At 74.3% G+C, this 25,205-nt stretch carries 25 protein-coding genes; 7 read left to right on the forward strand and 18 right to left on the reverse strand.

What is annotated here, in order from left to right; genetic code table 11:
* Positions 1 to 7: 7 nt before the first annotated feature.
* The 10 genes from ACI797_RS09720 to ACI797_RS09765 form a co-directional block, all read right to left on the reverse strand.
* On the reverse strand, positions 8 to 352 hold the full coding sequence (locus ACI797_RS09720) for a hypothetical protein (protein WP_456858408.1): 345 nt from the start codon (positions 350 to 352) through the stop codon (positions 8 to 10).
* Between the two features lie 178 nt (positions 353 to 530).
* The gene (locus ACI797_RS09725) at positions 531 to 1,151 is read right to left on the reverse strand and encodes a hypothetical protein (RefSeq protein ID WP_456858409.1); all 621 of its coding nucleotides are present in this window, start codon (positions 1,149 to 1,151) and stop codon (positions 531 to 533) included.
* A gap of 53 nt (positions 1,152 to 1,204) precedes the next feature.
* Positions 1,205 to 1,426 (reverse strand): metallophosphoesterase, encoded by a 222-nt coding sequence (locus ACI797_RS09730; RefSeq protein WP_456858410.1) that lies wholly within the window; start codon positions 1,424 to 1,426, stop codon positions 1,205 to 1,207.
* Positions 1,427 to 1,435: 9 nt separating this feature from the next.
* Entirely contained in the window at positions 1,436 to 1,834 is a 399-nt protein-coding gene (locus tag ACI797_RS09735) for a nuclear transport factor 2 family protein (protein ID WP_456858411.1), read from the reverse strand.
* Between the two features lie 31 nt (positions 1,835 to 1,865).
* On the reverse strand, positions 1,866 to 4,475 hold the full coding sequence (locus ACI797_RS09740; protein ID WP_456858412.1) for a bifunctional FO biosynthesis protein CofGH: 2,610 nt from the start codon (positions 4,473 to 4,475) through the stop codon (positions 1,866 to 1,868).
* 51 nt (positions 4,476 to 4,526) lie between these two features.
* Complete coding sequence (locus tag ACI797_RS09745) at positions 4,527 to 5,369, reverse strand: ABC transporter permease subunit (protein ID WP_456858413.1); 843 nt, start codon at positions 5,367 to 5,369, stop codon at positions 4,527 to 4,529.
* A complete protein-coding gene (locus ACI797_RS09750) occupies positions 5,366 to 6,331 on the reverse strand; it encodes an ABC transporter ATP-binding protein (protein ID WP_456858414.1) in 966 nt (321 codons plus the stop codon). Before ACI797_RS09750 ends, ACI797_RS09745 begins: the two co-directional genes overlap by 4 nt.
* A 2-nt stretch (positions 6,332 to 6,333) precedes the next feature.
* A complete protein-coding gene (locus ACI797_RS09755) occupies positions 6,334 to 7,422 on the reverse strand; it encodes a hypothetical protein (RefSeq protein ID WP_456858415.1) in 1,089 nt (362 codons plus the stop codon).
* A complete protein-coding gene (locus ACI797_RS09760) occupies positions 7,406 to 7,918 on the reverse strand; it encodes a sigma-70 family RNA polymerase sigma factor (RefSeq protein ID WP_456858416.1) in 513 nt (170 codons plus the stop codon). Before ACI797_RS09760 ends, ACI797_RS09755 begins: the two co-directional genes overlap by 17 nt.
* Positions 7,919 to 8,009: 91 nt before the next feature.
* Positions 8,010 to 8,534 (reverse strand): flavin reductase family protein, encoded by a 525-nt coding sequence (locus ACI797_RS09765; protein WP_456858417.1) that lies wholly within the window; start codon positions 8,532 to 8,534, stop codon positions 8,010 to 8,012.
* Between the two features lie 26 nt (positions 8,535 to 8,560).
* Here ACI797_RS09765 and ACI797_RS09770 point away from each other — a divergent pair, with 26 nt between their 5' ends.
* The gene (locus ACI797_RS09770) at positions 8,561 to 9,991 is read left to right on the forward strand and encodes a dihydrolipoyl dehydrogenase family protein (RefSeq protein WP_456858418.1); all 1,431 of its coding nucleotides are present in this window, start codon (positions 8,561 to 8,563) and stop codon (positions 9,989 to 9,991) included.
* Positions 9,992 to 9,994: 3 nt separating this feature from the next.
* Complete coding sequence (locus ACI797_RS09775; RefSeq protein WP_456858419.1) at positions 9,995 to 10,930, forward strand: NAD(+)/NADH kinase; 936 nt, start codon at positions 9,995 to 9,997, stop codon at positions 10,928 to 10,930.
* Here ACI797_RS09775 and ACI797_RS09780 read toward each other — a convergent pair.
* Positions 10,927 to 11,451: an NUDIX domain-containing protein gene (locus tag ACI797_RS09780; RefSeq protein ID WP_456858420.1), complete on the reverse strand. Its 525-nt coding sequence runs from the start codon at positions 11,449 to 11,451 to the stop codon at positions 10,927 to 10,929. The two genes, ACI797_RS09775 and ACI797_RS09780, sit on opposite strands and share 4 nt — an antisense overlap.
* A 339-nt stretch (positions 11,452 to 11,790) precedes the next feature.
* Here ACI797_RS09780 and ACI797_RS09785 point away from each other — a divergent pair, with 339 nt between their 5' ends.
* Positions 11,791 to 12,381 carry a phosphotransferase gene (locus ACI797_RS09785; RefSeq protein ID WP_456858421.1) on the forward strand — a complete coding sequence of 197 codons (591 nt, stop codon included), beginning with the start codon at positions 11,791 to 11,793 and terminating at the stop codon, positions 12,379 to 12,381.
* Between the two features lie 442 nt (positions 12,382 to 12,823).
* On the opposite strand, the gene ACI797_RS09790 is transcribed toward ACI797_RS09785, so the two are convergent.
* The 4 genes from ACI797_RS09790 to ACI797_RS09805 form a co-directional block, all read right to left on the reverse strand.
* On the reverse strand, positions 12,824 to 13,456 hold the full coding sequence (locus tag ACI797_RS09790) for an MBL fold metallo-hydrolase (protein ID WP_456858422.1): 633 nt from the start codon (positions 13,454 to 13,456) through the stop codon (positions 12,824 to 12,826).
* A gap of 685 nt (positions 13,457 to 14,141) precedes the next feature.
* On the reverse strand, positions 14,142 to 14,423 hold the full coding sequence (locus ACI797_RS09795; protein WP_456858423.1) for a winged helix-turn-helix transcriptional regulator: 282 nt from the start codon (positions 14,421 to 14,423) through the stop codon (positions 14,142 to 14,144).
* A complete protein-coding gene (locus ACI797_RS09800) occupies positions 14,420 to 14,824 on the reverse strand; it encodes a VOC family protein (RefSeq protein ID WP_456858424.1) in 405 nt (134 codons plus the stop codon). Before ACI797_RS09800 ends, ACI797_RS09795 begins: the two co-directional genes overlap by 4 nt.
* An 88-nt stretch (positions 14,825 to 14,912) precedes the next feature.
* Positions 14,913 to 15,785 (reverse strand): alpha/beta fold hydrolase, encoded by an 873-nt coding sequence (locus ACI797_RS09805; RefSeq protein ID WP_456858425.1) that lies wholly within the window; start codon positions 15,783 to 15,785, stop codon positions 14,913 to 14,915.
* Positions 15,786 to 17,100: 1,315 nt separating this feature from the next.
* Between ACI797_RS09805 and ACI797_RS09810 the strand changes: the two genes are divergently transcribed.
* On the forward strand, positions 17,101 to 17,733 hold the full coding sequence (locus tag ACI797_RS09810; protein WP_456858426.1) for a TetR/AcrR family transcriptional regulator: 633 nt from the start codon (positions 17,101 to 17,103) through the stop codon (positions 17,731 to 17,733).
* The gene (locus ACI797_RS09815) at positions 17,730 to 18,488 is read left to right on the forward strand and encodes a maleylpyruvate isomerase family mycothiol-dependent enzyme (protein WP_456858427.1); all 759 of its coding nucleotides are present in this window, start codon (positions 17,730 to 17,732) and stop codon (positions 18,486 to 18,488) included. The genes ACI797_RS09810 and ACI797_RS09815 overlap by 4 nt, the downstream gene beginning before the upstream one ends.
* 289 nt (positions 18,489 to 18,777) lie before the next feature.
* Here ACI797_RS09815 and ACI797_RS09820 read toward each other — a convergent pair whose 3' ends face one another.
* On the reverse strand, positions 18,778 to 20,223 hold the full coding sequence (locus ACI797_RS09820) for a DUF222 domain-containing protein (protein ID WP_456858428.1): 1,446 nt from the start codon (positions 20,221 to 20,223) through the stop codon (positions 18,778 to 18,780).
* A gap of 39 nt (positions 20,224 to 20,262) precedes the next feature.
* Complete coding sequence (locus ACI797_RS09825) at positions 20,263 to 21,048, reverse strand: transglutaminase-like domain-containing protein (protein ID WP_456858429.1); 786 nt, start codon at positions 21,046 to 21,048, stop codon at positions 20,263 to 20,265.
* 60 nt (positions 21,049 to 21,108) lie between these two features.
* Between ACI797_RS09825 and ACI797_RS09830 the strand changes: the two genes are divergently transcribed.
* Entirely contained in the window at positions 21,109 to 21,909 is an 801-nt protein-coding gene (locus ACI797_RS09830; protein ID WP_456858430.1) for an SGNH/GDSL hydrolase family protein, read from the forward strand.
* A gap of 3 nt (positions 21,910 to 21,912) precedes the next feature.
* Here the strand turns inward: ACI797_RS09830 and ACI797_RS09835 are convergent, their stop codons facing one another.
* Positions 21,913 to 23,922, reverse strand: a complete 2,010-nt coding sequence (locus ACI797_RS09835) for an EAL domain-containing protein (protein ID WP_456858431.1) — start codon at positions 23,920 to 23,922, stop codon at positions 21,913 to 21,915.
* A gap of 196 nt (positions 23,923 to 24,118) precedes the next feature.
* On the opposite strand from ACI797_RS09835, the gene ACI797_RS09840 reads away from it, so the two are divergent.
* Positions 24,119 to 25,159, forward strand: coding sequence for an LLM class flavin-dependent oxidoreductase (locus ACI797_RS09840; protein WP_456858432.1), 1,041 nt, complete (start codon positions 24,119 to 24,121; stop codon positions 25,157 to 25,159).
* Positions 25,160 to 25,205: the final 46 nt, after the last annotated feature.

Raw genomic sequence — 25,205 nt, forward strand, 5'->3', positions numbered from 1 at the left:
GCGCGGGTCACAGCGCGGCGGCGACGTCCTCGAGGTAGCCGTCGACGACCGCCGGGGCGTCGGGGGCGCCGTCGTCGGACTCGAGGACGACGAGCGGCACCAGGCCGTCCCGGTGCACGTAGCGGGTCGCGGTCACCGGGGTGCCGTCGCGGTCCAGGCCGATCGCGACGCCCGTCCAGCCGGCGTGCTCGAGGTCGGCGGCCGTGCCGGTGAACTCGGCGCCGGCGTCGATGTCGCCGTCCCCGTCGGTGTCGTGGTCGGCGAGCAGGGAGAACTCGCAGCCGTCCGCGGCGGCGGCCGCGTCGTCGATCGTCCGGGTGGCCACGGCCGGGGCGACCTGCCAGGCCCACACGCGGATGGTGGAGCCGTCGCCGCGGTGGGCGGCGGTGGCGGTGGGCTCGCCGAGAGCGGGGTCGACGGCGGGCCCGTCGGGCGGCGCTCCGCCGGCGTGCCCATGCCGGTCACGAACGAGGTGCAGCCGGTCAGCGAGGCGGCGGCGACCAGGAGCGCGGCGGCCCGCCGGACGGCGGTCACAGCGCCCCGGCCGCGGTCTCGAGGAAGGCCTCGGCGACGGCGGTGACGTCGCGGCCGCGGTCGTAGTCCGAGACCTGGACGAGCAGGACGACGTCGTCCATGGCCACGTAGCGGACCTCCTCGACGGCGGTGCCGTTCTGCTCCGTGCCGACCTCCAGGCCGCTCCAGCCGAACCCCTCGTAGGAGGAGGCGGAGGCGACGACGGAGGCGCCGTGGTCGATGTCCCCGTCGCCGTCCTCGTCGTAGTCGGCGAAGTAGTCGTACTCGCAGTCGTCCGCCTGCCCGACGGCGTCGTCGACGAACTCCCGGGCCCGCTCGGGCGAGCTGACCCGCCAGGCCCAGGCGCCGAGCTCGGCCTCGCCGTCCTGGTGCCGCGCACTGGCGATCGGGTCGCCGAGGGCGGGGTCGACCTCCGGCACGTCGTCGGTGCCGCCGCTGTCGCGGCAGACCTCGGCCGGCGGGAAGCCCGGCTCGGCCGCCTCGAAGCCCTCCACCGGGGCGGTCAGCGCGCCCGCCAACCCCGCCTCGGCCGGCGAGCCCATCCCCGTCACGAACGAGGTGCAGCCGGTCAGCGCGGTGGTGGCGAGCAGGAGGGCGGGGATCCGACGAAGGCGCACGAGGCCGGGAGGGTACGGGCGGACGACGGTCCGCGCAGCACTCCGCCGCGCGGTCAGACGCGGGGGTGAGCGGCAGCCCGGCCCAGCCACGCGCGGTGGCGGTCGGTGAGCTCGTCGTGGGCCAGCCGGTCGGCGGTGGCACCGGGCCGCACCGCGCCGGAGAGCAGGTCGCCCAGGTTCCCGACGACGTCGACGTCCAGGGTGGCGACGTCGGCCAGGACGGCGTCGAGCGCGCCGAGGTCGCCGTGGACGTCGGAGATCGCCGCGATGCGCACCGCGCGGGGCTACGGGCGGGTGCCGTCGGCCTGGATCAGCAGCCGCCCGTCCGGGGCGTGGACGGTGTAGTGGATCGTCTGCGCGCGGATCCGGCCGTCCTCCACGAGGTAGGAGTCGGCGCCGTCGCAGACGCGGTACGGGCCGGCGTCGACGGTCCACTCCAGCAGCGCCATCCGGCCGGCCACCCGCGTCGACCCGTAGGTCCACCGCCCGCTCGGGATCTCCTCGTACAGCTGCCGGGCCAGCTCGCGGACGCCGTCGTGGCCGGAGAAGACGCCGCGCGCGATCAGGACGACGACGTCCTCGGCCACGTTGCGGGCGATGTCCTCCTCCAGCGCGCCCTCGGCGGCGAGCCGCAGGTGGTCGTCGAGCACCTCGCGGGTGGTCCGCGTGCGCAGATCGGTCATGGCCGCCTCCCGGGTGAGCCCCGGGGACAGCTCAGACCGGTGTGATGGACAGCGTCAAGGCCCGGCGGCCCTCGTCGGTGCGGGCGGTGCGCAGCCGCTCCGCGGTGGGGGTGCCGTAGTCGGTGGTGCGCTGGCGGGCGGGGCGGCCGATGGCGGCGGCGATCGCCTCGAGCTCGGCGATGGTCTTCAGCGAGCCGTTCTCGCTGCCGGCCATCCGGCTGATCGTCTCCTCCATCAGCGTGCCGCCGAGGTCGTTGGCGCCGCCGGTCAGCACCGCGCGGGTGCCGGCCTCGCCGAGCTTGACCCAGGAGGTCTGGATGTTGCCGATCCGCCCGTGCAGCAGCAGCCGGGCCACCGCGTGCACCGCCCGGTTCTCCCGCACCGTGGGCCCGGGGCGGGCCACGCCGGCCAGGTAGATCGGCGCGTTGTGGTGCACGAACGGCAGCAGCACGAACTCGGTGAAGCCGCCGGTGGCGTCCTGCTGGCGGGCCAGGGTGCGCAGGTGCGCGACCCAGTGCGCCGGGGTGTCGACGTGGCCGTACATCATCGTCGACGTCGTCGGCAGGCCCACCCGGTGCGCGGTGCCGATGATCTCCAGCCAGGTCGCCGTGGGCAGCTTGCCCTTGGTCAGCACCCAGCGGACGTCGTCGTCGAGGATCTCCGCCGCCGTGCCCGGAACCGACCCGAGCCCGGCCTCCTTGAGCCCGGTGAGGAAGTCGGCGAACGACAGCCCGGTGCGGGCGGCGCCGTTGACGATCTCCATCGGGGAGAAGGCGTGCAGGTGGATGCCGGGCTGGCGGGCCTTCACCTCGCGGGCCAGGTCGAGGTAGGCGGTGCCGGGCAGGTCGGGGTGGATGCCGCCCTGCATGCAGATCTCGGTGGCGCCGGCCGCCCAGGCCTGGTCGACCCGGTCGCCGACCTGGGACATCGACAGGGTGTAGGCGTCGGCGTCGGTGCGCCGCTGGGCGAACGCGCAGAACCGGCAGCCGGTGTAGCAGACGTTGGTGAAGTTGATGTTCCGGTTGACCACGTAGGTGACGTCGTCGCCGGTGACCTCGGCCCGGACGGCGTCGGCGAGCGCGGCCAGCGCGGCCAGGTCGGCGCCGTCGGCGCCGAGCAGCGCCAGGTACTCGGCGTCACTCAATCCGGCCGGGTCGCGCTCGGCGTGCCGCAGCGCCGCCCGCACCGCGGGATCGCCCACCGCCCGCGCGGTGGAGCGGCCGTCCCGGGCGGACGCGGTGCGGTCGCGCAGGTCGGCCCAGTCGCCGTAGACGGCGTCGAAGTCGCTGCGCCGGTCGCCGGTGCGCCCGACGGTGTCGATCTCCACGTGCAGATCGGTCCGGCCCGTCCCGGCGGTGCCCCACTGCTCGTCGGGCTCCTGCCACGGCCGCCCGGCCGGGATCCGCTCCGCGACGGCGAGGCCGCCGGGGCCGGCCAGCGCGGCCACGTGCGGGCGCACCCGCGGGTCCAGCCACGGCTCGGGGGAGAGCACGTACGGCGGCTGGGCGGCCAGCCGCTCGCGCAGCGCGTACCCGGCCTCGGCGGTGAGCGCGGCCAGCTTGTCGATGTTCGGCCACGGCCGCTCGGGGTTGACGTGGTCCGGGGTGAGCGGGGAGACCCCGCCCCAGTCGTCGACGCCGGCGCGGACCAGCAGCCCCAGCTCGGTGGAGTCGCTCAGGTTCGGCGGCGCCTGCACCCGGGCCTTGGGGCCGAGCACCAGCCGCGCCACGGCGACGGAGGCGACGTACTCCTGCAGCTGCAGGTCGCCCGCGCCGGCCATCGCGGTGCGCGGCTTGGCGCGGAAGTTCTGGACGATGACCTCCTGCACGTGCCCGTGCCGGGAGTGCGCGGCCCGGATCTGCCGCAGCGCGTCGACCCGCTCGGCGTAGTTCTCGCCGATGCCCAGCAGCACGCCGGTGGTGAAGGGGACGGCGGAGCGCCCGGCGTCCTCCAGCACCCGCAGCCGCACCGCGGGCTCCTTGTCCGGCGAGCCGAAGTGCGGGCCGCCGGGCTCGGACCACAGCCGGGTCGCCGTCGTCTCCAGCATCATGCCCATCGACGCCGCGACCGGCTTGAGCCGCTGGATCTCCTCCCAGGACAGCACGCCGGGGTTGAGGTGCGGCAGCAGCCCGGTCTCCTCCAGCACCCGGATCGCCATGGCCCGCAGGTAGCCCAGCGTGGAGTCGAAGCCGTGCGCCTCCAGCCACTCGCGGGCGACCGGCCAGCGGTCCTCGGGCCGGTCGCCGAGGGTGAACAGCGCCTCCTTGCAGCCCAGCGCCGCGCCCGCGCGGGCGATGTCGAGCACCTCGTCGGGGGCCAGGTAGGGCGCCCGGCCGGCCCTGCGCAGCCGCCCGGGCGTGGTGACGAACGTGCAGTAGTGGCAGCGGTCCCGGCACAGCTGGGTCAGCGGGATGAACACCTTCCTGCTGTAGGTGACCACCCCGGGCCGCCCGGCCGAGGCCAGCCCGGCGTCGCGCACCCGCGACGCGGCGGTGAGCAGCCGGTCCAGCGGCTCGCCCTCGCCCAGCCCGCGGGCGTGCAGCAGCGTCTCCGCCTCGGTGCCATCGAGCGCGACACCGCGCTCGGCGCGGGCCAGCGCACGGCGCAGGGCGGAATCCGTCGGGGTCAGCGGCGCGTCCATCGGGCCTGACGCTAGCCGCACATGCCGACGGGACCTACGGTCCGGTCCGTCTCAGACGTCCCGGCGGGTGTACGACAGCGCCGCCAGGCCGCCGATGAGCAGCACCCACACCAGCACCCAGGCCAGGTAGGCACCGCTCAGCGGCGCGGTGCCGAAGAACGGCGATGTCCCGCCGGCGGGTCCGACCGCGGCCAGCAGCGAGGAGTCCTGGAAGGAGTACATCGCGCCCTGCCAGAGCCCGTCGGTGGGCAACAGCACCCGCGAGACGGTCCCGACCCGGGCGACGCCCTCGTTGCCGATCAGGTCGCCGACGCTGCCGACGACGCCGGCGATCCACGTCGCGCCGAACAGCCCGACGGCGACGATGCCCGACGCCATCGGGGAGACGAGGGTGGCCAGCAGCAGGGTGAGGGTGAGCAGCACGGCCGTCTGCGCCGCGAGGAAGAGCAGCCCGACGACCGGGTTCGGCGGCCAGTAGCCGATCGTCGCCTGGACGACGAGGAACTCGGCCACGCCGGCGACGGCGACGAACGCGCTGCCGAACGCCACCAGCCCCAGCCACTTGCCGGCCAGGACGGCGGAGCGCCGCACCGGCCGCGCGAGGATCGCCAGCGCCATGCCCGACTCCACCTCGCCGGACAGGCTCGGCCCGGCGAGGAAGGCGGTGCCCAGCGCCCCGATGAGGCTGAGCCCGAACATGACCAGGTTGAGCACCTGGGCCGCGATCAGCCCCGACTCGCCGCTGGTCAGCATCCCCAGCTCGGCGGCGAGCCGGGAGAAGCCCCACGCGGACAGGCCCAGCAGGGCGGCGGTGAGCACGGCGAGGGCGCGCAGCACCTTGCGGCGCGACGCCTCGCGCAGCGTCAGCCCGGCGACGGTGAGGACGACGCTCACCGGTCCTCCTCCTCGTGCCGCAGGATCCCCAGCAGCCGTTCCTCCAGGCTGATCCGCCCCGGCTCGACGGCGTGCACCCGCGCGCCGAGGCCGACCAGGTCGGCGATCAGCTCGGGGACGGTCGACCCGTCGTCCTCACCGGACAGGGCCACGGTGTACTCGTCGCCGCTGCGGGTGACCGCCCCGGTCGCGGCCAGCCGCTCCTGCGCGGCCGCGCCCACACCGGTCAGGCGCAGCCGCAGCTCGCGCTGGCCGAGCAGCTCGGCCAGCGTGCCCGAGGCGGCGACGCGGCCGCCGTCGAGGATGACGACGCGGTCGCAGACCCGCTCCACCTCGCCGATCAGGTGCGAGTTGAGCAGCACCGCCACCCCGCGCTCCTTGAGCGAGAGCACGATGTCGCGGACGTCGGCCCGCCCGAGCGGGTCGAGCGCGCTGGTCGGCTCGTCGAGGACGACGAGCTCCGGGCGGGCGACCAGCGCCACGGCCAGGCCGAGCCGCTGCTGCATGCCCTTGGAGAACCCGCCGACCCGGTCGCCGGCCCGGGCGGCCAGCCCCACCAGCTCCAGGGCCGCCCGCTGCTCCTCCCGGGGGATGCGCGCACCGGCGAGGCGGACGTGCAACTCCAGCACCTCGGTCGGGCTCAGCCACGGCTGGTACCGGAAGAGCTCGGGCAGGTAGCCGACCTTCTCGCGAGCCTTCGGGTCGCGTCCGGACCGGCCGAGGAGCAGCACCTCGCCGTCGTCGGGGCGCACCAGCCCGAGCAGCATCTTGATGACGCTGGTCTTGCCGGCGCCGTTGGGCCCGAGCAGGCCGACCACCTCGCCGCGGCCGACGGCGAAGGAGACGCCGTCGACCGCGGTCCGCCGTCCGTACCGCTTGCGCAGCCCCGAGCACCAGACCGCCGGGGACGGCGGCAGCTCGGCGAGCAGCTGCCCGGCGGAACGGACGGCGGTGGTGTCCACGGTCAGTTCAGGCCCTCGGCGACCCCGAGGACCTCTACCTCGCTGAGCGAGCCGCCCACGGCGGTGACGACGCCGTCCTCGACCCACACCACGGCGGTGAGGGTGCCGTCCCGCGTGGCCAGGACCGTGGCGGGCTGCCCTCCGACCTCGGCGGGGCCGGCCGTCGCGAACTCGGCCGGCACCGGCAGCGGCAGCGTCGTGCCGTCGCCGGTGAACGAGCGCAGCTGCGCGGCGATGTCCTCGGGCAGGCCGGGCAGCGAGAGCAGGTAGTCGCGCGCGGTCTCGAACGGGACGCCGGAGGAGAAGGCGGTCGGCGCGGTCACCCGGGCGACGACCAGCCCCGGTGCGCCGGAGCCGCTGTTCCAGACCGCGGCCACGCCGGGGCCGGCGACCATGCGGAACGTGCTGCCGTCGAGGCCCGCGGGCGGGGGTGGCAGCGTCTCGCCGGCCGCGGCGGCGGCCTGCGCGGCACGGTCGGCCGAGAAGGTGAACTCGGCGACGGCCTGGCCGCCGGCGGCGTACTCCGGCTCGCCGGTGACCCCGTCGGGCAGGTCGGCGACCTCGGGCACCTCGAGCCCGGTCGCCTCCTCGGCGGCCGCGGCGCCGGCGACGGTCTGCACGTCGGGCTCGGAGACCAGCCGGAGGTCGCCGTACGCGGACAGGTCGGGCAGCCCGACCAGGTCGCCGGCGCTGAACTCGACCGGCGCCACCGCCTCGGTGCGGAAGATCTGCAGCCAGTCGGCGGCGGCCGCGGCACCGGCGCCGCCGAGGATCACGGCCGCGCCCAAGGCGGCCACGACCGGGCTGCGCAGAAGCGAACGGCGGCGCCGCTCGGGAGCCGGCGCCGTCCGGGTCGCCGGGGCGGCGGAGGTGGCGGTGAACCGCCGCCAGGCGGCGTCGACGTCGACGGACGTGGAGGCCGTCAGCGCGCCGGCCGCGATCTCGGCGTCCTCGCGGGCGGCCGCGAGGCCGCGCAGGCACTCGGGGCAGCCGGCGACGTGCGCGCGGTCGGCATCGGCGACGCCGGCCGGCTCGGCGACGAGCCGGCGCAGGGTGCCGTCGGAGGGGTGGCGGTCAGTTCTGAGACGCATGGCTGTTCAGCTCCTTGCGCAGGGCGGACTCGGCGCGGCGGACGGTGGTGCCGACGCTGCCGGGGGAGAGGTCGAGGGCGGCCGCCACGTCGGCGTAGCTCAGGCCGCTGTGGCGCAGGACGAGGGCGACGGCCTGCGTGCGGGGCAGGCGGGCCAGCGCGGCGCGGACGCGGCCGTGCTCGTCGCGGGCGACGACGGTGTCGGCGACGTCCGGTGCCGGGGTGTCGCGGGGGGCGGCGGCCTCCTCGCGGGCCGCGCGGCGGCGGCCCGAGCGGAGGTGGTTGAGCGCGGTGTGCGCCGCGGCCACGGAGAGCCAGCCGGAGGCCTCGGCCGCGGGCACGGAGGTGCGGCCGAAGGAGAGGAACACCTCCTGGGCGACGTCCTCGGCCGCGTGCCGGTCGCCGAGGACGCGGGCGGCCACGGCGACCACCCGCGGGTAGTCGGTGCGGAAGACCTGCTCGAGATCGGCCCGCACGGTCCCGCGCGCAGCCGTCACGGGCCTGCTCCTGATGGCTGGGGTGCGCACCCCGGCGACGACGTCCACACCCCTACAGCACCGCCGCGGCCCGGAACGTGACACGCATCCTTCAGCGGCCCGCGAGATTCCCGCGGTCGTCCACGTAGCGGCCGCGCAGCCGCAGCAGCGGGCGGCCGGCGGGGTTGAGCACGGGCACGCCCACCACCTCCAGCAGCGCGAGCACGTGGTCGCCGGCCTCGACGACGCGGTCGAGGCGGCAGTCGAGGGCGGCCAGGCCGTCCCGCAGCACGATGGCGCCGCTCGCCCCGGCGCGGGTCCAGGTGACCGTCTCCAGCAGGTGGCGGGCGCTCGGGCGGCCGGCGGAGGAGAAGCGGCTGGCCACGATCGCGTGCTCGGCGGCCAGCACGGTCAGGGCGCAGCGGCCGACGTCGGCGAGCACCTCGGCGGGGTAGCCGTCGGCGGCCAGGCCCACCGCGACCATCGGGGGCACGGCGGACACGCTCATCACCGCGCTGACCGTCGTCCCGACGTCGTCCATGTCGTCCTGGACGGTCAGCAGGCAGACGCCGGTGGCGTGGTGGCGCAGGGCGGCGGCGAACTCCTCGGCGTCGACCGGCCCCGCACTGGAAGTCATGGCGGTCAGTCGACCACACGGCCAGGATGGGCCGGGTGAGCAGCGCAGAGCAGAACACCTACGACGTCATCGTCCTCGGCGGCGGGTCGACCGGGGAGAACGTCGCGGACATGGCCGTCAAGGGCGGGTTGTCCGCCGTGATCGTCGAGGCGGAGCTGGTCGGGGGCGACTGCTCCTACTGGGCCTGCATCCCGAGCAAGGCGCTGCTGCGCGGGCCGGAGGTGCTGGGCGAGGCGCGCGCCGTCCGCGGCGCCAAGGAGGCGGTCACCGGCGAGCTCGACGTCGAGGAGACCCTCGCCCGCCGCAGCTGGTTCACCGGGGACGGCGACGACTCCGGCCAGGTCAAGTGGGTGGAGGGCGCCGGGATCGGGCTGGTGCGCGGCACGGGGCGGCTCGACGGCGAGAAGACCGTCGTCGTCACCGGCGCGGACGGGACCGAGACGCGGCTGACCGCCCGGCACGCGGTGGCGCTGTGCACCGGCTCGGACGCCGCCGTCCCGCCGATCGACGGGCTGCGGGAGATCGAGCCGTGGACGCCGCGCGAGGCGACCAGCGCCAAGGAGGTGCCCGGGCGGCTGCTCGTCGTCGGCGGCGGCGTGGTCGGGTGCGAGATGGCCACCGCCTACCGGGCGCTCGGCGCGGAGGTGACCGTCGTCGAGCTGGGGGAGCGGCTGATGCCGGCGCTGGAGCCGGAGGCCGGCGAGGCGGTGGCCGCGTCGCTGCGGGACAAGGGCGTCGACGTGCGGCTGGGCGTCGGGGTGAGCCGGGCCCGCCGGGAGGGCGAGGTGGTGCTCACCGTCGGCGACGAGGAGGTCCGCGGCGACGAGGTGCTGGTGGCGGTCGGCCGCCGGCCGAAGACGGTCGGCATCGGCGTGGAGACCGTGGGGCTCGAGGCCGGCAGGTACGTGGACGTCGACGAGTCGCTGCAGGTGCCGGGGGTGCCGTGGCTGTACGCCGTCGGCGACGTCAACGGCCGGCGGCTGCTCACGCACATGGGCAAGTACCAGGCGCGCCAGGCCGGCCGGGCGATCGTCGCGCGGGCCCGGGGCGAGGAGGTGTCGCTCGAGCGCTTCTCGCCGTTCGTGGCGACGGCCGACGAGGTCGCGACGCCGTCGGTGGTGTTCACCGACCCGCAGGTGGCCAGCGTCGGCAGGACGGTCGCGGAGGCGGAGGAGGCCGGCCTGCCGTTCCGCCGGGTGGAGTACGAGATCGGGTGGACGGCGGGGGCGTCGCTGTTCGCCGACGGTTACCAGGGCAAGGCCATCGCCGTCGTCGACACCGAGCGCGAGGTGCTGCTCGGCGTGACGCTGATCGGCCCGGCGGTGGGCGAGATGATCCACGCCGGCACGGTCGCCGTCGTCGGGGAGGTGCCGCTGTCGCGGCTGTGGCACGCCGTGCCGTCGTTCCCGACCATGAGCGAGATCTGGCTACGGCTGCTCGAGACCTACCGCGGCTGATCCGTGGGGTTCGGGGGCCGCATCGGGGTGGTGCTCCACCCGCGGCGCGACTGCGCGGCCGCGATCGGCCAGGTGGCCGCGTGGACCTCGACGCACGGCGTGGAGCTGCTCGCCTCGACCGATGACGTCGCACGGCTGGGGCTGGCCGGGGTCACGCCGGTGTCGCCGGAGGAGCTGGCGACGACGACCGACGGCCTGATCGCGCTGGGCGGCGACGGCACGCTGCTCGGGGCGATGCGGCTGGTGGCCGAGCGGCCGGTGCCGGTGCTCGGGGTGAACTTCGGGCGGCTGGGCTTCCTCGCGGAGGTGGAGGGGACCGAGCTCGCCGCGGCGCTGGAGGCGCTGACCGAGGGACGGGCGACCACCGAGAGCCGCGCCTGCCTGGTGGTGCGCAGCGGCGGGCGGGAGCATCTGGCGTTCAACGACGCCGTCCTGGCGCGGGTGCCGGGGGCGGGGCTGGTGCAGGCGACGCTGTCGGTGGGCGGGCAGCCGTACGGCCAGTACCGGTGCGACGCGCTGATCCTGGCGACGCCGATGGGGTCGACGGCGTACAACTACGCCGCCGGTGGGCCGGTGGTCAGCCCGGGCGCGGCCGGGGTGCTGGTGACGCCGTCCGCGCCGCTCAACGGGATCTCGCGGAGCCTGCTGCTCGGGCCGTCGGACGACCTCGTGCTGGAGCTGACCGACGGGTCGCCGGCGGTGGAGCTGGACGGGGTGCTCATGGAGCGGCTGGAGCCCGGGGCGGTGGTGGACGTGTCGCTGCGCCCGGACGCCGGGAAACTGGTGCGCATCCAGGGCTCGCGGGCGGCGGCGCGCAGCCGGGTGAAGCTGTCGCTGCTGGACCTGCCGCTGCTGCCGCAGGAGATGGCGGCGCTGCTGCCGCCGGAGCTGCGCGACCGGCTGACCGACGCCGACGACACCGCCTCCGCGGGGACCTAGCCGCCCAGCAGGTGGAGGGCGTAGGCGGCGAGCGAGGGGGCGTCGCTGAAGCGGCCGTCGCGGATGCGGGCGCGCAGCTCGTCCTCGGGCACGAACGAGGAGGTCATGTCGGCCTCGGTGGCCTCGCGGGCGGTGGGGCCGGGGGTGAGGTCGGTGGCGAGCCAGACGTCGAACTCCTGGGTGGAGAGGCCGGGCGCGAGGTGGAGGTGCCCGAGGTGGCGCAGGCTGCCGGCGCGGAAGCCGGTCTCCTCGGCGAGCTCGGCGCGGGCCAGGTCCTCGGCGCTGCCGGTCTTCCCGGCCGGCCAGGTGCCCTGCGGGAACCCCGGCACGCGCCGGCCCACGGGGTGGCGGAACTCCTCGACCAGCCAGAACCCGCTGTTCTCGTACGGGAGCACGAGCGTGAAGTGCGGCTTCTCGACGACGCCGTAGATGCCGGCCGACCCGTCCGCGTACTCGACGGCGTCCTCGCGCACCCGGAACCACGGGTTGGCGTAGACCTCCCGGCTGCTCGTCGTCCGCACGGCGGGCAGCCTCCCACGCGCAGACTGTCGGGGTGCTGGCGGCCGGGGTGCGGGAGCTCGTCGAGTCGCTCGTGGTTGCCGAGCTCGGGGACCGCGTGCTGCGGATCGAGCCGCTGCAGCGGTCGGAGCGCGGGCTGGTGCTGCGGGTGGAGGTCGCCGGCCGGCCCGCCGGGGTGGTGGTGACGCTGACCGGCCCGGGCGCCGATCACGAGCGCACGGCGGCGGCGACGGCGCTGGCGGCTGCGGCGGGGGTGCCGGTGCCTGCGGTGCTGGTGGTGGGGAACACGGGCGAGTTCGGCTACCTGGTGCGCGAGCACGTGCCCGGCACCGAGTGGTCGCGTGCGTCCCGGTCTGGACGCCGAGCGGGTGCGGGCGGTGCACCGGCAGCTGGCCGAGGTGCTGCTGGCGCTGCGCGGCGTGCCGCTGGACTCCTTCGGGTCGCTGGACGCGTCGGGGCGGCCGGTCGGTATGCCGCTGGTCGAGGCGCTGCACCGGCGGGCCGAGGAACGGGTGGCGGACGACGGGTCGCGGGCGCTGCTGCACGAGCTCCTCGACCGCGACGCGGGGTGCTTCGACGGCGTCCGGCCGGGTCTCGTGCACGACGATCTGCACCACGGGAACGTGGTGCTCGCCGAGTCCGGGGGGTCGTGGCGGATCACCGGCGTGCTCGACTGGGAGAAGGCGTGGGCCGGGTCGGCGGAGTCCGACGTCGCGCGCATGGCGTTCTGGGACGGCATGACCGGTCCCGGCTTCTGGGAGGTGTACCGGGCCGCCGTGCCGGAGGACGACGGGTTCGCCCACCGGGCGCTGCTGCACCAGCTGGCGTGGTGCTTCGAGTACCCGGTCAGCACCGCCCGGCACGACCGGGACACCGCGGCCGTCTGCGCCGCGCTCGGTGTCGCTCCGCCGTCCCGCTTCCGCGGCCGCTAGGCGACCTCGGGCCCGGGCCCCTACCGCTGCGAGTTCTGCGGTGACGGGGCTTTCGCTCGCCGGAAAGCCCCGAGACCGCAGAAGTCTTCTCGGCCACGCCTACCTCCGGTCGGGAGTCGCCGTCCGGGTACGGCCGGCTGGGACGGTGTGCGAAAGCTCCCTGAGCAGCGCACTCAGGTCCTGCCTTCCCGCCGCGCGTTCGCCTGGTGGTCCGACAGTGGCGAGAGCACGCTGTGACGGGATGCAGCGCTGATCCGGCGCGAGTGCCTGGAGCGCGACGAGCTGTTCTTCCTCTACGGCGAATGGCTCCATGAGCGCGCCGGGCACCCCGAGGGGGCGATCCGCATGCCCCCGTTGTCGCCCGAAACGAAGGTCCGGCTGCTGGAGCTCCTGCGCGAGCAGCATGGTGCGGATCCGCCATGAGGGACATGTGCGTGATGCCTCAGGGGGTGGGCGGTCGCCACGGCTCGTCCTCGTGCGCGAGCCACACCATCTCGGGGTCGAGCGCACGGATCAGCAGCTGGCCCTCATCGCTCGGCTCGTCGAGCTGGCCGGACCACACCGCCGCGTCTCCCGCGATCACGACCGGACGCCCGCCGTTCTCGACGACGACCACCTGCGTGCCGCGGGTGTGGCCCGGCGCCGGGACGAGCCGCACCCCGGGGAGCAGCTCGAGCTCGCCGTCGACCGGCACGTACTGCACGCCGGGCGCGTCGACCCACTCGCGGATGGTGTAGCCGTCCTTGCTCCGCGCGTCCTCGAGCTCCCGGCGCTGGACGTAGGTGGGCTTGCCGGCGAAGAGGTGGTTGCCGCCGCAGTGGTCGAAGTGCAGGTGGGTGTTGACGACGATGTCGATGCTGTCGAGGTCGAAGTCCTGCTCGCTCAGGGGCCGGAGGCGTGGATCGAGGTCGGCCCCGGCTGGGTGCAGCTCCGTCATGCCGGTGTCGACCAGCACGCGCGCCTCGGGATGGTGGATGACGTGCACGTTGACCGGCATCCGCTCGCCCTCGGCGAGCAGGTCGGCAACACGGACCGGCGTGATGGAGATGGGAGCGGGGGTGGAGATGTGCGTCATGAGCAGCTCCTTCACCGTTCGTTCGCTGGCACGCGGCCTGCTCGATCGGTCGCTGGCCGACCAGCAGATGGCTGATGGGCGAGGTCATTGCGTAGACGGTGCGAGTCGGCATGACTCATCGGTCCTTCCACCGCGGGCGGACGCCCGCGACGGCTGGGCCCTTCTCATCCCCGAGGTCGCCCGTGGAGCGATGCCGGCACATCGCCCTGAGCGGCCCACGATGAGACATCCGACTTCGATGCACAGCCTCAGCAGTCTGTTGGCCTGGGGCCCTTGTGCCACGGTGGGGACTGCGTGGATGACTGCGATGTCAGGTGCCACTGTCCTCGGCACGCAGGACGGAGATAGGCGCCTGTCGGCGACCTCGCGTCCTTCTCCCGAGCTCGCTTCTGGAGTGCCCGGAGCGCCAGCAGCGCGGCACGCATGGATGGATATGGCTTCTTGGAGCAGCCCGACATGTCGGTCGATCTCTCGAAGAAGGGTGCTCGGCCGGCCCATACCCGACCCGGCACCGCGGTGCACGCCTGATGGCGGGCAGCCATGTCACTCCTGATGGAGCGCTTCCGCAGATGGTAGCCGTGTCCCTACATCCGCTCACGGACCGAGCGAGCGCCCTCAGCGGCCCACTATGAGACAGGCCCCGCAACGGCTGAGCCCCGTAGCGCGTCGCGACTCCGCGCCGCACCTAGGCCTGCTCGGCGCCCCAGCGTGCGAGCGCGACGATCGCCTCGCGTAAGGCAAGGCCGCGATCGGTCAGCGCGTAGGCCCGGGTGTTGTGCCGGAGCGGCAGACGGGTCAGTACGCCGGCCGCTTCGAGCTCGCGCAGGCGGGTAGCGAGCATGTTCGTCGGCGCTCCGAGGTCGCGCTGCAGATCGCCGTAGCGCTGCGGCCCGTCGAGAAGCCGCTCCACGATCAGTAGGGCCCACCGGGCTCCGACGATGTCGAGGGCCGCGGCGAGGTCGCTCATGCGGTCGGATCGGCGGCCGGCTTCATCCAGAACGGCGAGTAGTGATAGCCGTCGAGGTCGTCGAACTGACGCTGGTACATGAAGGGGTAGTCGTCGGTGTCACCGATCCGCCCGCCGGCGGTGCCGGCGCGCTGGATGAGCTCGTCGACCGCCTCGCGGCTGCCCAGGTCGAACGAGACCGTGACCTTCGAGGGCGTGTGGGGTCCGCCGACCAGCTCCTCGACGCCGCCGACGCTCGCGTACATCTCGCGGCTGCCGAGCATGACGTACTGCTCGGGCGCGATCGCGAAGCACGACACGTTGTGATCGGACATCTCGGTGTTGAGGGTCCAGCCGAGGGCGGTGTAGAAGGCGGTTGCGCGCTCGACGTTCTCGACCGGGCAGGTGATGAAGAGACTCATGCGGGCGACACTTGCAAAACGCAAGTGCAACGTCAAGTCCCGGCCGCACGCTCCAGTTGGGTCGTGCTCATAAGGGCTATCAGTCTGGTCACCCCGGCAGGTGCGCCCGGAGCCAGTCGATGACGTCGGCGGTGACCTCGTTGCGGTTGGTCTCGTTGACCAGCTCGTGCCGGGCGTGGGGGTAGAGGGTGGCCGTGACGTCGGTGAGGCCGGCGGAGCGGTAGCGGTCGGCCAGTGCGATGACATTGCGCCCGCCCGGGCCGCCCACCGGGTCCCGATCGCCAGAGATCAACAAGAGCGGCAGGTCCGGCCGGATCTGCGACGGCTCGGCGGTGCGCTCGGCCTGCTCCAGGACGCCGCCGATGATCGCGTCCTCGGTGGGAAACCCGCAGAGCGGGTCGGCCACGTACGCGTCGACCTCCGCGGGGTCGCGGCTGAGCCATTCGAAGCCGGTGCGCGGCTCGAAGCCGGCGTTGAACGCGGCCAGCCCCGGCTGGTCGGCGGGCAGGCCGGCGAGGACGCCGCCGAGGCCGTCGAGGGTCGTCGAGCCGCTGAGCACCACGCCGCCGTAGCGGACCGGCTCGGCCAGCAGCGCGATCTGCATGCCCATCGATCCGAGGGAGTGGGCGAAGGCGAACAGCGGCAGATCCGGATGCTGCGAGGTGAGCAGGCGCGCGTGCGCGCGGATGTCGGCCACGAAGCCTTCGACTCCGGCCGCGCCGAAGCTGCCCAGCGGGACTTCCTCGGACACCGACGCGCCATGGCCCCGAGTGTCGGCGGCCGACACCACGAACCCGGCCGCGTTCAGGGCCCGGGCGAAGCGGTCGTAGCGGGGCCCGTGCTCGGCCAACCCGTGCACCAACTGGACGATCCCGACGGGCTCGCCCGTGACGTCGTCCCATGTGTACGTGGCGATAGCGAGCCGGTCGGCCGGGGACGGGAAGGTGGCGGTGGTCGGCATGCTGGCATCATCCGAGGGGTGGGCGCTGCTCGCATCCGTCGTGTCACAGATCCTCCGCTCGCCTCGCGAGCCACCCCTCCACCACTGCGACCGCTGGCTCGTCTCGGCCTACGAGGAGGACTGGGACCTCCGCCTGCCGCAGTAACCGGGGCGTCCTCGAGCGGCCCACCACCTAGGGACAGTCAGTCCTGCATGTACTGGCCATTCCAGTCCGCTGGCGGCAGTCCCATGACGCCGGCCCCAAAGGCGACGAAGGGCGCTCGATGTGGCCGCGCAGGCAGGCCGAGTCGCATCTCTTCCTCGGTCGGCCGCCCCTCGAGAGTCACGTAGGCGGCCTGCAGGGTCGGATGCCGTCAGGCCGTCGACCTCGGCCAACGAGCAGCGCCTGCCCGCGACGCTGACCTGGAGCAGGTTCGGTGCGGCAGCCAGTCCGGCCAGTCCTCCGCGAAGTGGGCAGTCGGCGATGAGAACGTGCTGAAGCGCAACAGCGGAAGCGAAGTTGGGCAGCTCGACCTTGCTCAAGTTCTCCAGCCGGAGAACTTCGAGGGTCGGCAGCTTGAGGCCGTGCAGCACCAGATGCTCCAGGCCGGCCGCCGCCGCTAGTGCCTCCGGAGCACCCTTCGCCGCCCCGAGCCCGTCTTGCGCAGGTACAGCCGCCGCAGGTGCGGCAATGCGGCGAGGGGATCAAGCGTGACGGTGCCTCGCCCCAGCTCCAGGTGGAGCTCCTCCAGAGTGTCAGCGTGCTCGCTCAGCACCTGCAGGTCCGAGGCCTCAGTGCGCAAGACCTTGAGTGCCCGCAGCGCCGGTAGGCCGGCCAAGAAGTCGAGGTTCTGACCGGCTGGGGTTCTGAGTAGGCACCGGTGGTGTCTCGGTATCGGCGCATCGGCAACTGGCTGACCTCACTTCCCGCCCTGGCGCGCCTTGTCCAGTGGCGGACTCTCGCACGGTCGGTCACGGCCCGCAGAGCCCGAGGCCGTAGCGCGGTCCCTGCGTGTCCCATGGGCCGCTCTGGACGCCACTGCCAGGCAACGCGTCGCCCTGAGCGGCCCATTCAGGGACAGCCTCGTCGGGAGGCGGAGGGGCGCATGGGACTCGAGAACCGGGAGGGAATGAGTGCCGTCGTCGAGGTGGGTCTGGCAGCGGGTCGCCCACGGTCGGGGGTGGCTGGCCAGGGTGCGCAAGGCCGCCAGGACGATCCCAGGAAGTCCGTCGACCCTATTGACTTCCTGATAGCATCAGGAGAACAGTTCCGCCCATGGCCGGGGCCGTCCCCCTCGATCGTCGGCACCGCCGGCGGCAAGAGACGATCGAGCAGGTGCTCGCTGTCGCCGCCGAGGTCATGGCCGAGCAGGGCGTGGCCGGGCTGAGCCTCGGCGAGGTGGCCCGCCGGATGGGCATCCGCCCGCAGTCGCTCTACGTCTACTTCGACGGCAAGCACGCCCTCTACGACGCGCTGTTCGAGCGCGGCTGGTGGCTGCTGCTCGAGCACATGCGCGCCGTCGTGGCGACCACCGACGGGCGCGATCTCGCCGCCGACCTGCTCACGTTTGTGTCGGCGTTCGCGCGCTGGTTGGTCGAGCACCCGGCGTACGCCCCGCTGATGGTGTGGCGACCGGTCCCCGGCTTTCGGCCCTCGGCCGCGGCCTACGCGCCCGCCGTCGAGCTGGACCGCATGGGCTGGGACGTCCTCGCCGCCCTGGGCGAGCGCGGCGTGCTGCCGCCGGGGACCGATCTCGACCTCGCCGACCGGACGCTGAACGTCGTCATCGGCGGCGTCATCAGCCAGCAGTTGGCCAACGCGCCGGGAGAGCCGTTCGAGACCGGCAGGTACACCAGCACCCTGCCCGACGTGGTGGCCATGTGGTTGGCCCACCGCGGGGTGCGGCCGGCTTCCGGCGCCGACCGAGGAGAGCCCGAGCAGCCGGGGAACGGAGGAGCCCTCCGATGAGCACGACCACCACTGCCCGCACGGCGGCGCGGACCGCCGCGCTCGACCGCCGCACGGCGTTACAGCTGGCCGCCGGTGAGTACCACCGGTTCCTGGCCCTCCTGCGAAGCCTCACCTCGGAGGAGTGGGCCCGCCCGACCGACTGTCCCGGCTGGGACGTCCGGGCCGTGGCCGGTCACGTCCTCGGCCAGGCCGAGATGGTCGCCTCGGTGCGCCAGCTGGCCCGGCAGTCTCGGGTCGCCGCCCGCGCCGGTGGGGACGTCGACGCGGTCACCGCGCACCAGGTGCAGGCCTTCGCCGGGCTCTCCCGGGACGAACTGGTCGGGCGGTTCGCCGCGGTCGCTCCCCGCGCCGTCCGCGGGCGCCGTCTCCTCGCCACGCTCCTGGGGCGGGTGCCCGCACCGGGAGAGGAGCTTGTCGGTGAACGGCCCGAGCGGTGGACCTTCGGGTACATGGCCGAGGTCGTCCTGACCCGGGACACCTGGATGCACCGCGTGGACGTTGCCCGCGCCACCGGCCGCACGCTCGAGCTCTCGCCCGGCCACGACGGCGTGCTCGTCGCCGACATCGTCGCCGAGTGGGCCGACCGCCACGGACAGCCCTATCGGCTGCGGCTGACCGGCCCCGCTGGAGGCACGTGGTCGTCGGGCACCGACGGGGCGGAGCTAGAGCTGGATGCGGTCGACTTCTGCCGGCTCCTGTCCGGCCGAGGCGAGGCCCCCGCCGGACTGCTCAGCCAGCAGGTTCCGTTCTGACCGCACCACCGGTTCCGGCTGCAGGCCGCCGAGCCGGTCCTCGTCGATACGGGGCAGACCCCGGCCCACCGGCCGACCTACCCGGCCGCGACCGAACGGCGAACCGTACGACCCGCCTCAACGACGCCATGGCCCGAGCTGACCAGGAACGTTCCGAGCCCTGGGCATCCTGTCCCTGAAGCCGCCCTTGAGGACACAGTCGGGCGCGTGGTCGAAGGGACGACATGTCGGCTCGCCGGCATGAGGACGAGCCGACATGTCGATTCCTCGAGCCGAGGTTCGAGTGGATCTAGAACGGTGGTGGGTCGTCGTCTGGTTCGGCTGTCGTCGGCGGCTCGGGGTCCGGCGGCGGTCGTCGCAGGCCGGGCGGATGGGTCGTACGGGTGATGCCCGACGGGGTGGTGACGTGGAACGTGCCGTCGGGCTCCATCACGAACCGCCAGCCCCTGAAATGGGTCTTCAGCCGGTGGTGGGTGCGGCACAGGCAGCAGAGGTTGGTGCAGTCGGTCGCTCCGCCCTCGCCGTGCGGGACCACGTGGTCGTGGTCGGCCCAGCCGGCACGGCCCGGGCAGAACGGGTAGCGGCAGCCCCGGTCCCGGGTGGTGACGAAGCGGCGCTGCGCGGGGGTGGGGTCGTGGCGGTCGACGGCCGCCGGCGGGTCCAGCCCCTCGCCGCGCCGCACCCGCCGGGCCAGCTCGTCGTAGGTCAGGGTGGCCAGCAGCCGGCCGTGGGCGTCGGTGAGCGCGAACTCCAGCTCGCCGCCCTCGGGTGTGGTCAGCCCCAGGGCGCCGACCCGGCGCAGCAGCTCGGCCAGCTGCATCGGCGTGATCGCGAAGCCGTTCACCTCACCCGGCGCGGTGGACGCGCCTTCGAGCGCGGCAAGAGCCGCGGTGATGGTGAGCCGCGCACGCACCCCGCCGGCGCCGGGCAGCGCGGCACCGCGCACCAACAGGGAGTAGATCTCGTGCCGGATCTGCCCGATCGGCCGGGAGTCGCCGTCGGCCTTGGCCATCCGGGCGAGCGTGTCGAGGAAGTCGTAGGCCTCGGCGGCCTCCTCGGCGCGCAACGTGGCCCCGAGGGTGGCCATGGCGTCGCCGGCGGGCTGGACGAACACGTCGGCGTTCTTCTCCGCCACTTGCCGGTTCTCGTCGGCGGAACCGGGGTCGAGCTCGAGCAGCACCGCCAGGATGCGCTTCTTCAGCGGCCCGAACCCCAGTCCGGCCGCCTCGGGCAGAACGATCTCCTCGACCCGCCCGGCCAGCACCGGGTCGGTGTGCGCCAGGGTGTCGGCGAAGATCTGCCCGCGCCGCTCGTCCAGCTCCCCGGCCCGCAGCGCCGCCCAGGTCAGCGGCAGGTCCTGCCGCCACGTCCACGCCCGCCGCGCCCGGTGCGCGGCGGTGAGCCGGCCGACCCCGAGCACCATGCCCAGCTCGTCGGGGAAGGACTCCGAGACGCCGGGGAACTCCGGGTCGGTCTGCCGCCAGTCCGTGCTGCGCGCCCCCGGGCTGCCGGCCGGCGGGTCCTCGACGTCCGGGGTGAGCTCGGCCAGCCGCAGGATCAGCTCGGCGTCGTAGGCCGCGTCCATCGCCTGCTGCTGGACCCGTCTCTGCAAGGCCGCGGCGACCTGTTCCCGCGACAGCAACGCCACCGGCACCCGCGCGGGCGTGGCCGGCTGGTCGACGAACCAGTCGATCAGCACACCCTCGAACGTCGAGGAACCGGAGATCCGCGGCACGACCTCAAGCTACGGAGGGGGTGTGACAGTTTCCGCAGCTCAGGGCAGTGCAAGGGGGGTGTCGTCCGGCGCGGGCAGGTCGCCGGCCGCCGTCGCCGTCACGGTCATCCCGCCGAGGGTGGCGACGCCGCCGAACAGGGTGAGGAACGCCGTGTCGGCCGCGTCGCGGCCGGAGCAGATCCGCACCAGCGACGACGTCGGGGCCAGCCGGGTCGCGTCGACCACGCACCAGGTGCCGTCGACGTCTGCCTCGACGGCGGCGTGGAAGTCCATCGGGTCCAGCCCCGGCGCGTAGACCGCGACCAGCCGGGCCGGCACCTCCAGCGCGCGCAGCAGCGTGACGGTCAGGTGCGCGTAGTCGCGGCACACGCCCTGCCCGGTCAGCAGCGTGTCGACGGCGGTGTCCACCGGCCGCGACGAGCCCGAGGTGTAGGTGAGCCGGCCGTGCACCCAGTCGGCGACGGACCGCACCAGCTCGGTCCGCGGCAGCGACCGGTCGAACTCCGCCGACGCGAAGCCCTCGAGCTGGTCCGACGGGCAGTACCGGCTCGGCCGCAGCGCCTCGGCCCACGCCGCGGGCGTCACCGCGCGGCCGGGACCCTCGGACGACGCCGCGGCGGTGTACGTGATGGTCGTCGTCCCCTCGGACAGGGCGAGGCGGTGCACGCGCGCGCCGTCCACCTCGAACTCCTCCGGCTCGACCGGTGACCCACCGGAGACGACCGTGAGCGTCTCCTCGACCGGCGACGCCACGGCGACCTGCAGCAGTCCCGTGACCGGGGCGGGGGACTCGACCGTGAGCGAGGCGGCGACGTCGATGCGCATGCGCGCATCGTTGCCCCGGTGGCGCACCGGGCGCGCTGTGTGCTCGGTCACCGTGGTGCCATGGTTGCTGTGCGAAACGGTTCGTGGCGGCGCTACATCGCCCTGGGCGACTCCTTCACCGAGGGGCTCTCCGACCCCGACCCCACCCGTCCCGGGGAGTACCGCGGGTGGGCCGACCGGCTGGCCGAGCACCTCGCGGCGGCCGCCGACACCAAGGTCGAGTACGCCAACCTGGCCATCCGCGGCCGGCTGGTGGGCCAGGTGCTGGACGAGCAGCTGCCGGTCGCGCTGGCGGCGCAGCCGGACCTGGTCAGCCTCGTCGCCGGCGGCAACGACCTGCTGCGGCCCGGCGGTGACCCCGACGCGCTCGCGGCCCGCATCGAGGACGCGGTCGTCCGACTGCGCGCCGCCGGCGCCGACGTGCTGCTCGCCACCGGCGTCGATCCGCGGCAGACGCCGATCATCCGGCGGATCCGGGGTCGCGTCGCCGTCTTCAACGCCTCCCTCTGGTCGATCGCGGCCCGGCACGGCGCCGCCGTCCTCGACCAGTGGGGCGCGACCTGGCTGCAGGACTTCCGGATGTGGGACACCGACCGCGTCCACCTCACCGCCGAGGGGCACCGGCGGATCGCCCTCGCGGCGGCCGAGGCGCTCGGCGTGCCGGTCGCCGAGGACGACGGGTGGCGCACCCCGCTGCCCCCGCAGCCGCCCCGCCCGCTGCGCACGGCCGTGAGCGAGGAGGCCGCGTGGGTCCGCGGCTTCGTCGCGCCGTGGGTCGGCCGGCGGCTGCGGGGGACGTCGTCCGGCGACGGGCGGACGGCGAAGCGCCCGGTGCCGCTCGTGCTGCCCCGGGCCGACTAGGGCTCAATCCTCGGTCGGCTCGTCCAGCTCGCCGGTCGGCGTCTCCACCAGCGGATGCTCCGGTGCCTGCGGCCGGCGCGGCGGCGGGAACGGCAGCACCGCGCCCGCCTGGGCCGGGTACGGCGAGGCGTCGTCCGCGTCGTCCTGCTCCTCGGTGAGCCCGCCGAGCGCGCCGCTGAGGTCGTCGGTCTCGTGCCGGCCCGGCGGCAGCGGCAGCCGTGCGGCGACCTCACCGGTGAGCGGCGCCGGGCTGTCGGCGACGGGCGTCGCCGGCGGGGCGTCGGTGACCTCGCCGATGAGCACCTCGGCCGGCGTCGGCAGGGGAGCGGGGCGGCCGAAGGCGAAGCCCTGGGCCATGGCGCAGCCGTGCCGCAGCAGCCAGTCGGCCTGCTCGAGGTCCTCGATGCCCTCGGCGATGACCTGCAGGCCCATGCCGCGGCCGAGCTGGAGCAGACCGTGCACGAGCGCCGCGGTCGACGGCTCGGTCACCACGTCGGCGACGAAGGAGCGGTCGATCTTCACCGTGTGGATCGGCAGCCGGTGCAGCGCGGTGATGGCCGAGTAGCCGGTGCCGAAGTCGTCGAGGGCGAGCGTGACGCCCTGCTCGGTGACGACGGCGACCGAGTGCAGCGTCGCCTCGGCGGCGAACAGCGCGGTGGACTCGGTGATCTCCAGCTCCAGCCGCTCCGGGGCGAGCCCCGACTCGGCCAGCGCCTCGGCGACCAGCTCGCTGAAGCCGTCCTCGGCGAGGTGGCGGGCGGAGATGTTGACGTGCACGCGCAGGTCCGACGGCCAGGTGGCGGCGTCGCGGCAGGCCTGCTTGAGCACCCAGGCGCCGAGCTTCGAGGTCAGCCGGTTGTTCTCCGCGGCGGGCAGGAAGACGCCCGGCGGCAGCAGCCCGCGGCTGGGGTGCTGCCAGCGGATCAGCGCCTCGTAGCCGAGCAGCGTCTCGTCGGCCAGGTGCACGATCGGCTGGTAGAAGAGCCGCAGCTCGTCGTTCTCGATCGCGTGCCGCAGGTCGGTCTCGAGCTGCAGCTGGTCGACCTCGCTGCGGGAGAGCGCGCCCTCGTGCACCTCGATGCGGGCGCGGCTGCCGTCGGTCTTGGCACGGGTCAGCGCGCTCTGGGCCTGCCGCAGCAGGTCGTCGGGGGTCAGGTCGTTGCCGAGGGTCAGGCCGACGCTGGCCGAGAGGGTGATCTCGCGGTCGTGGACGACGAACGGCTCGTCGAGCACCGACAGCAGCCGGTCGGCGAGCGCCCGCAGGCCGTCGAGGTCCTCGACGTCCTCGGCCACGACGAGGAACTCGTCGGCACCGAGCCGGACGGCGGTGTCCTCGACGCGGGTGCTCCACCGCAGCCGGTCGGCGACCTGGGAGAGCAGCAGGTCGCCGGCCTCGTGGCCGAGCGCCTCGTTGACCGCCTTGAACCGGTCGATGTTCAGGTGCACGAGGCCCACCTGCAGGCCCCGGCGGCGGGAGAGCGCCACGGCGTGGCGCAGCCGGTCGGTGAGCGCGCGCCGGTTGGGCAGCCCGGTGAGCGGGTCGGTGAACGCGCGGCGGACGAGGTCCTCCTCGGCACGGCGGCGGTCGGTCACGTCGACCAGCGACAGGACGACGAACTGCGGGGCGCCCGTGGTGTGCCGGACGACGTCGTGCGCCTGGACCACCCACAGCTCGGTGCCGTCGGAGCGGCGCAACCGGCGCTCGCCGTCGAGCAGCAGGTTCGGGTCGAGGTCCTCCTCGCCCGGGCCGGGGAGCACCTTGAGCTCGGTCACGGGCGGGTCGTCGGGGTGGGCGAGCAGGTCGACGTGCCGGCCGGTGAGTTCCTCGACGGTGCGGCCGGTCAGCCCGCACATCACCGGGTTCGCCACGAGGATGTGCCCGTCGACGGTGACGAGCGCCTTGGCGATCGGGGCGCCGAGGAAGAGCGCCTGGAACATCTGGCCGCGGTCGGCGAGCAGCGTGTCGATGGCCCGCAGTCGGTGCGGGGCCGTGCCGCGTGCGGGGAGGTTCACCTGGACAGGGTCGGGCATCCGGACGCCGAAGTGGCGGAACCTGCCGACGGAGAGTCGTGTTCGCGTCGCTACACAACGTGATGAGTCGGTGGAACGTCGGCGTCGTCTCGGCAAGGTGCGACAAGCGTCGCCCTCGCTGACCGCAGACCTGGCCAGGCGGGAATCTCCGGGCCCGGCTGGAGCGCTCGCACTCCTCGTGGACAAGAAGATCGGGTTCCTGTCGTTCGGGCACTGGCAGCCCATCCCCGGCTCGCAGGTGCGGACGGCGCGGGACGCCCTCGTGCAGAGCGTCGAGCTCGCCGTCGCGGCCGAGGAGCTGGGGGTGGACGGCGCGTTCGTGCGCGTGCACCACTTCGCCCGCCAGCTGGCCTCGCCCTTCCCTCTCCTGACGGCGATCGCGATGCGCACCCGGCGCATCGAGATCGGGACCGGCGTGATCGACATGCGCTACGAGAACCCGCTCTACATGGCCGAGGAGGCCGCGGCGGCCGACCTGCTCAGCGACGGACGGCTGCAGCTCGGCGTCAGCCGCGGGTCACCCGAGACGGCGCTGCGCGGCTCCGAGGCGTTCGGCTACGTCCCGCCGGAGGGGTCCGGGGACGCCGAGCTGGCGCGGGAGAAGACGACGCTGTTCCGCGCCGCGATCGCCGGCGCCACCGTGGTGGACGCCGACCCGCGGATGACCGGTGGGGTCGCCGGCCGGCTGGCCGTGCAGCCGCAGGCGCCGGGGCTGGCCGACCGGATCTGGTGGGGTTCGGGGACCCGGGCGACCGCCGTCTGGACGGCCGAGCAGGGCATGAACCTGATGAGCTCCACGCTGCTCAGCGAGGACACCGGCGTGCCGTTCGACGAGCTGCAGGCCGAGCAGATCGCGCTGTTCCGGTCGGCGTGGTCCGACGCGGGCTGGGAGCGCGAGCCGCGCGTCTCGGTGAGCCGCAGCGTCATGCCGCTGGTCACCGACACCGACCGCGCGTACTTCGGCGACCGGTCGGAGAGCAGCGACCAGGTGGGCCTGCTCGAGGGGGTGCGCGCCCGGTTCGGCAAGAGCTACGTCGGCGAGCCCGACGAGCTGGCCGAGGACCTGGCCAAGGACGCCGCCGTCCGCGAGGCCGACACCCTGCTGCTCACCGTCCCGAACATGCTGGGCGTCGACTACAACGCCCACCTGCTCGAGACGATCACCGAGCACGTCGCCCCGGCGATCGGCTGGGTGCACCCCGACCGCCGGACCAGCTGACCACCCGCACGTGCGAGGGCGGTGGCACCGGCTCCCCGGTGCCACC

It is taken from the genome of Geodermatophilus sp. SYSU D00691, assembly GCF_054050275.1.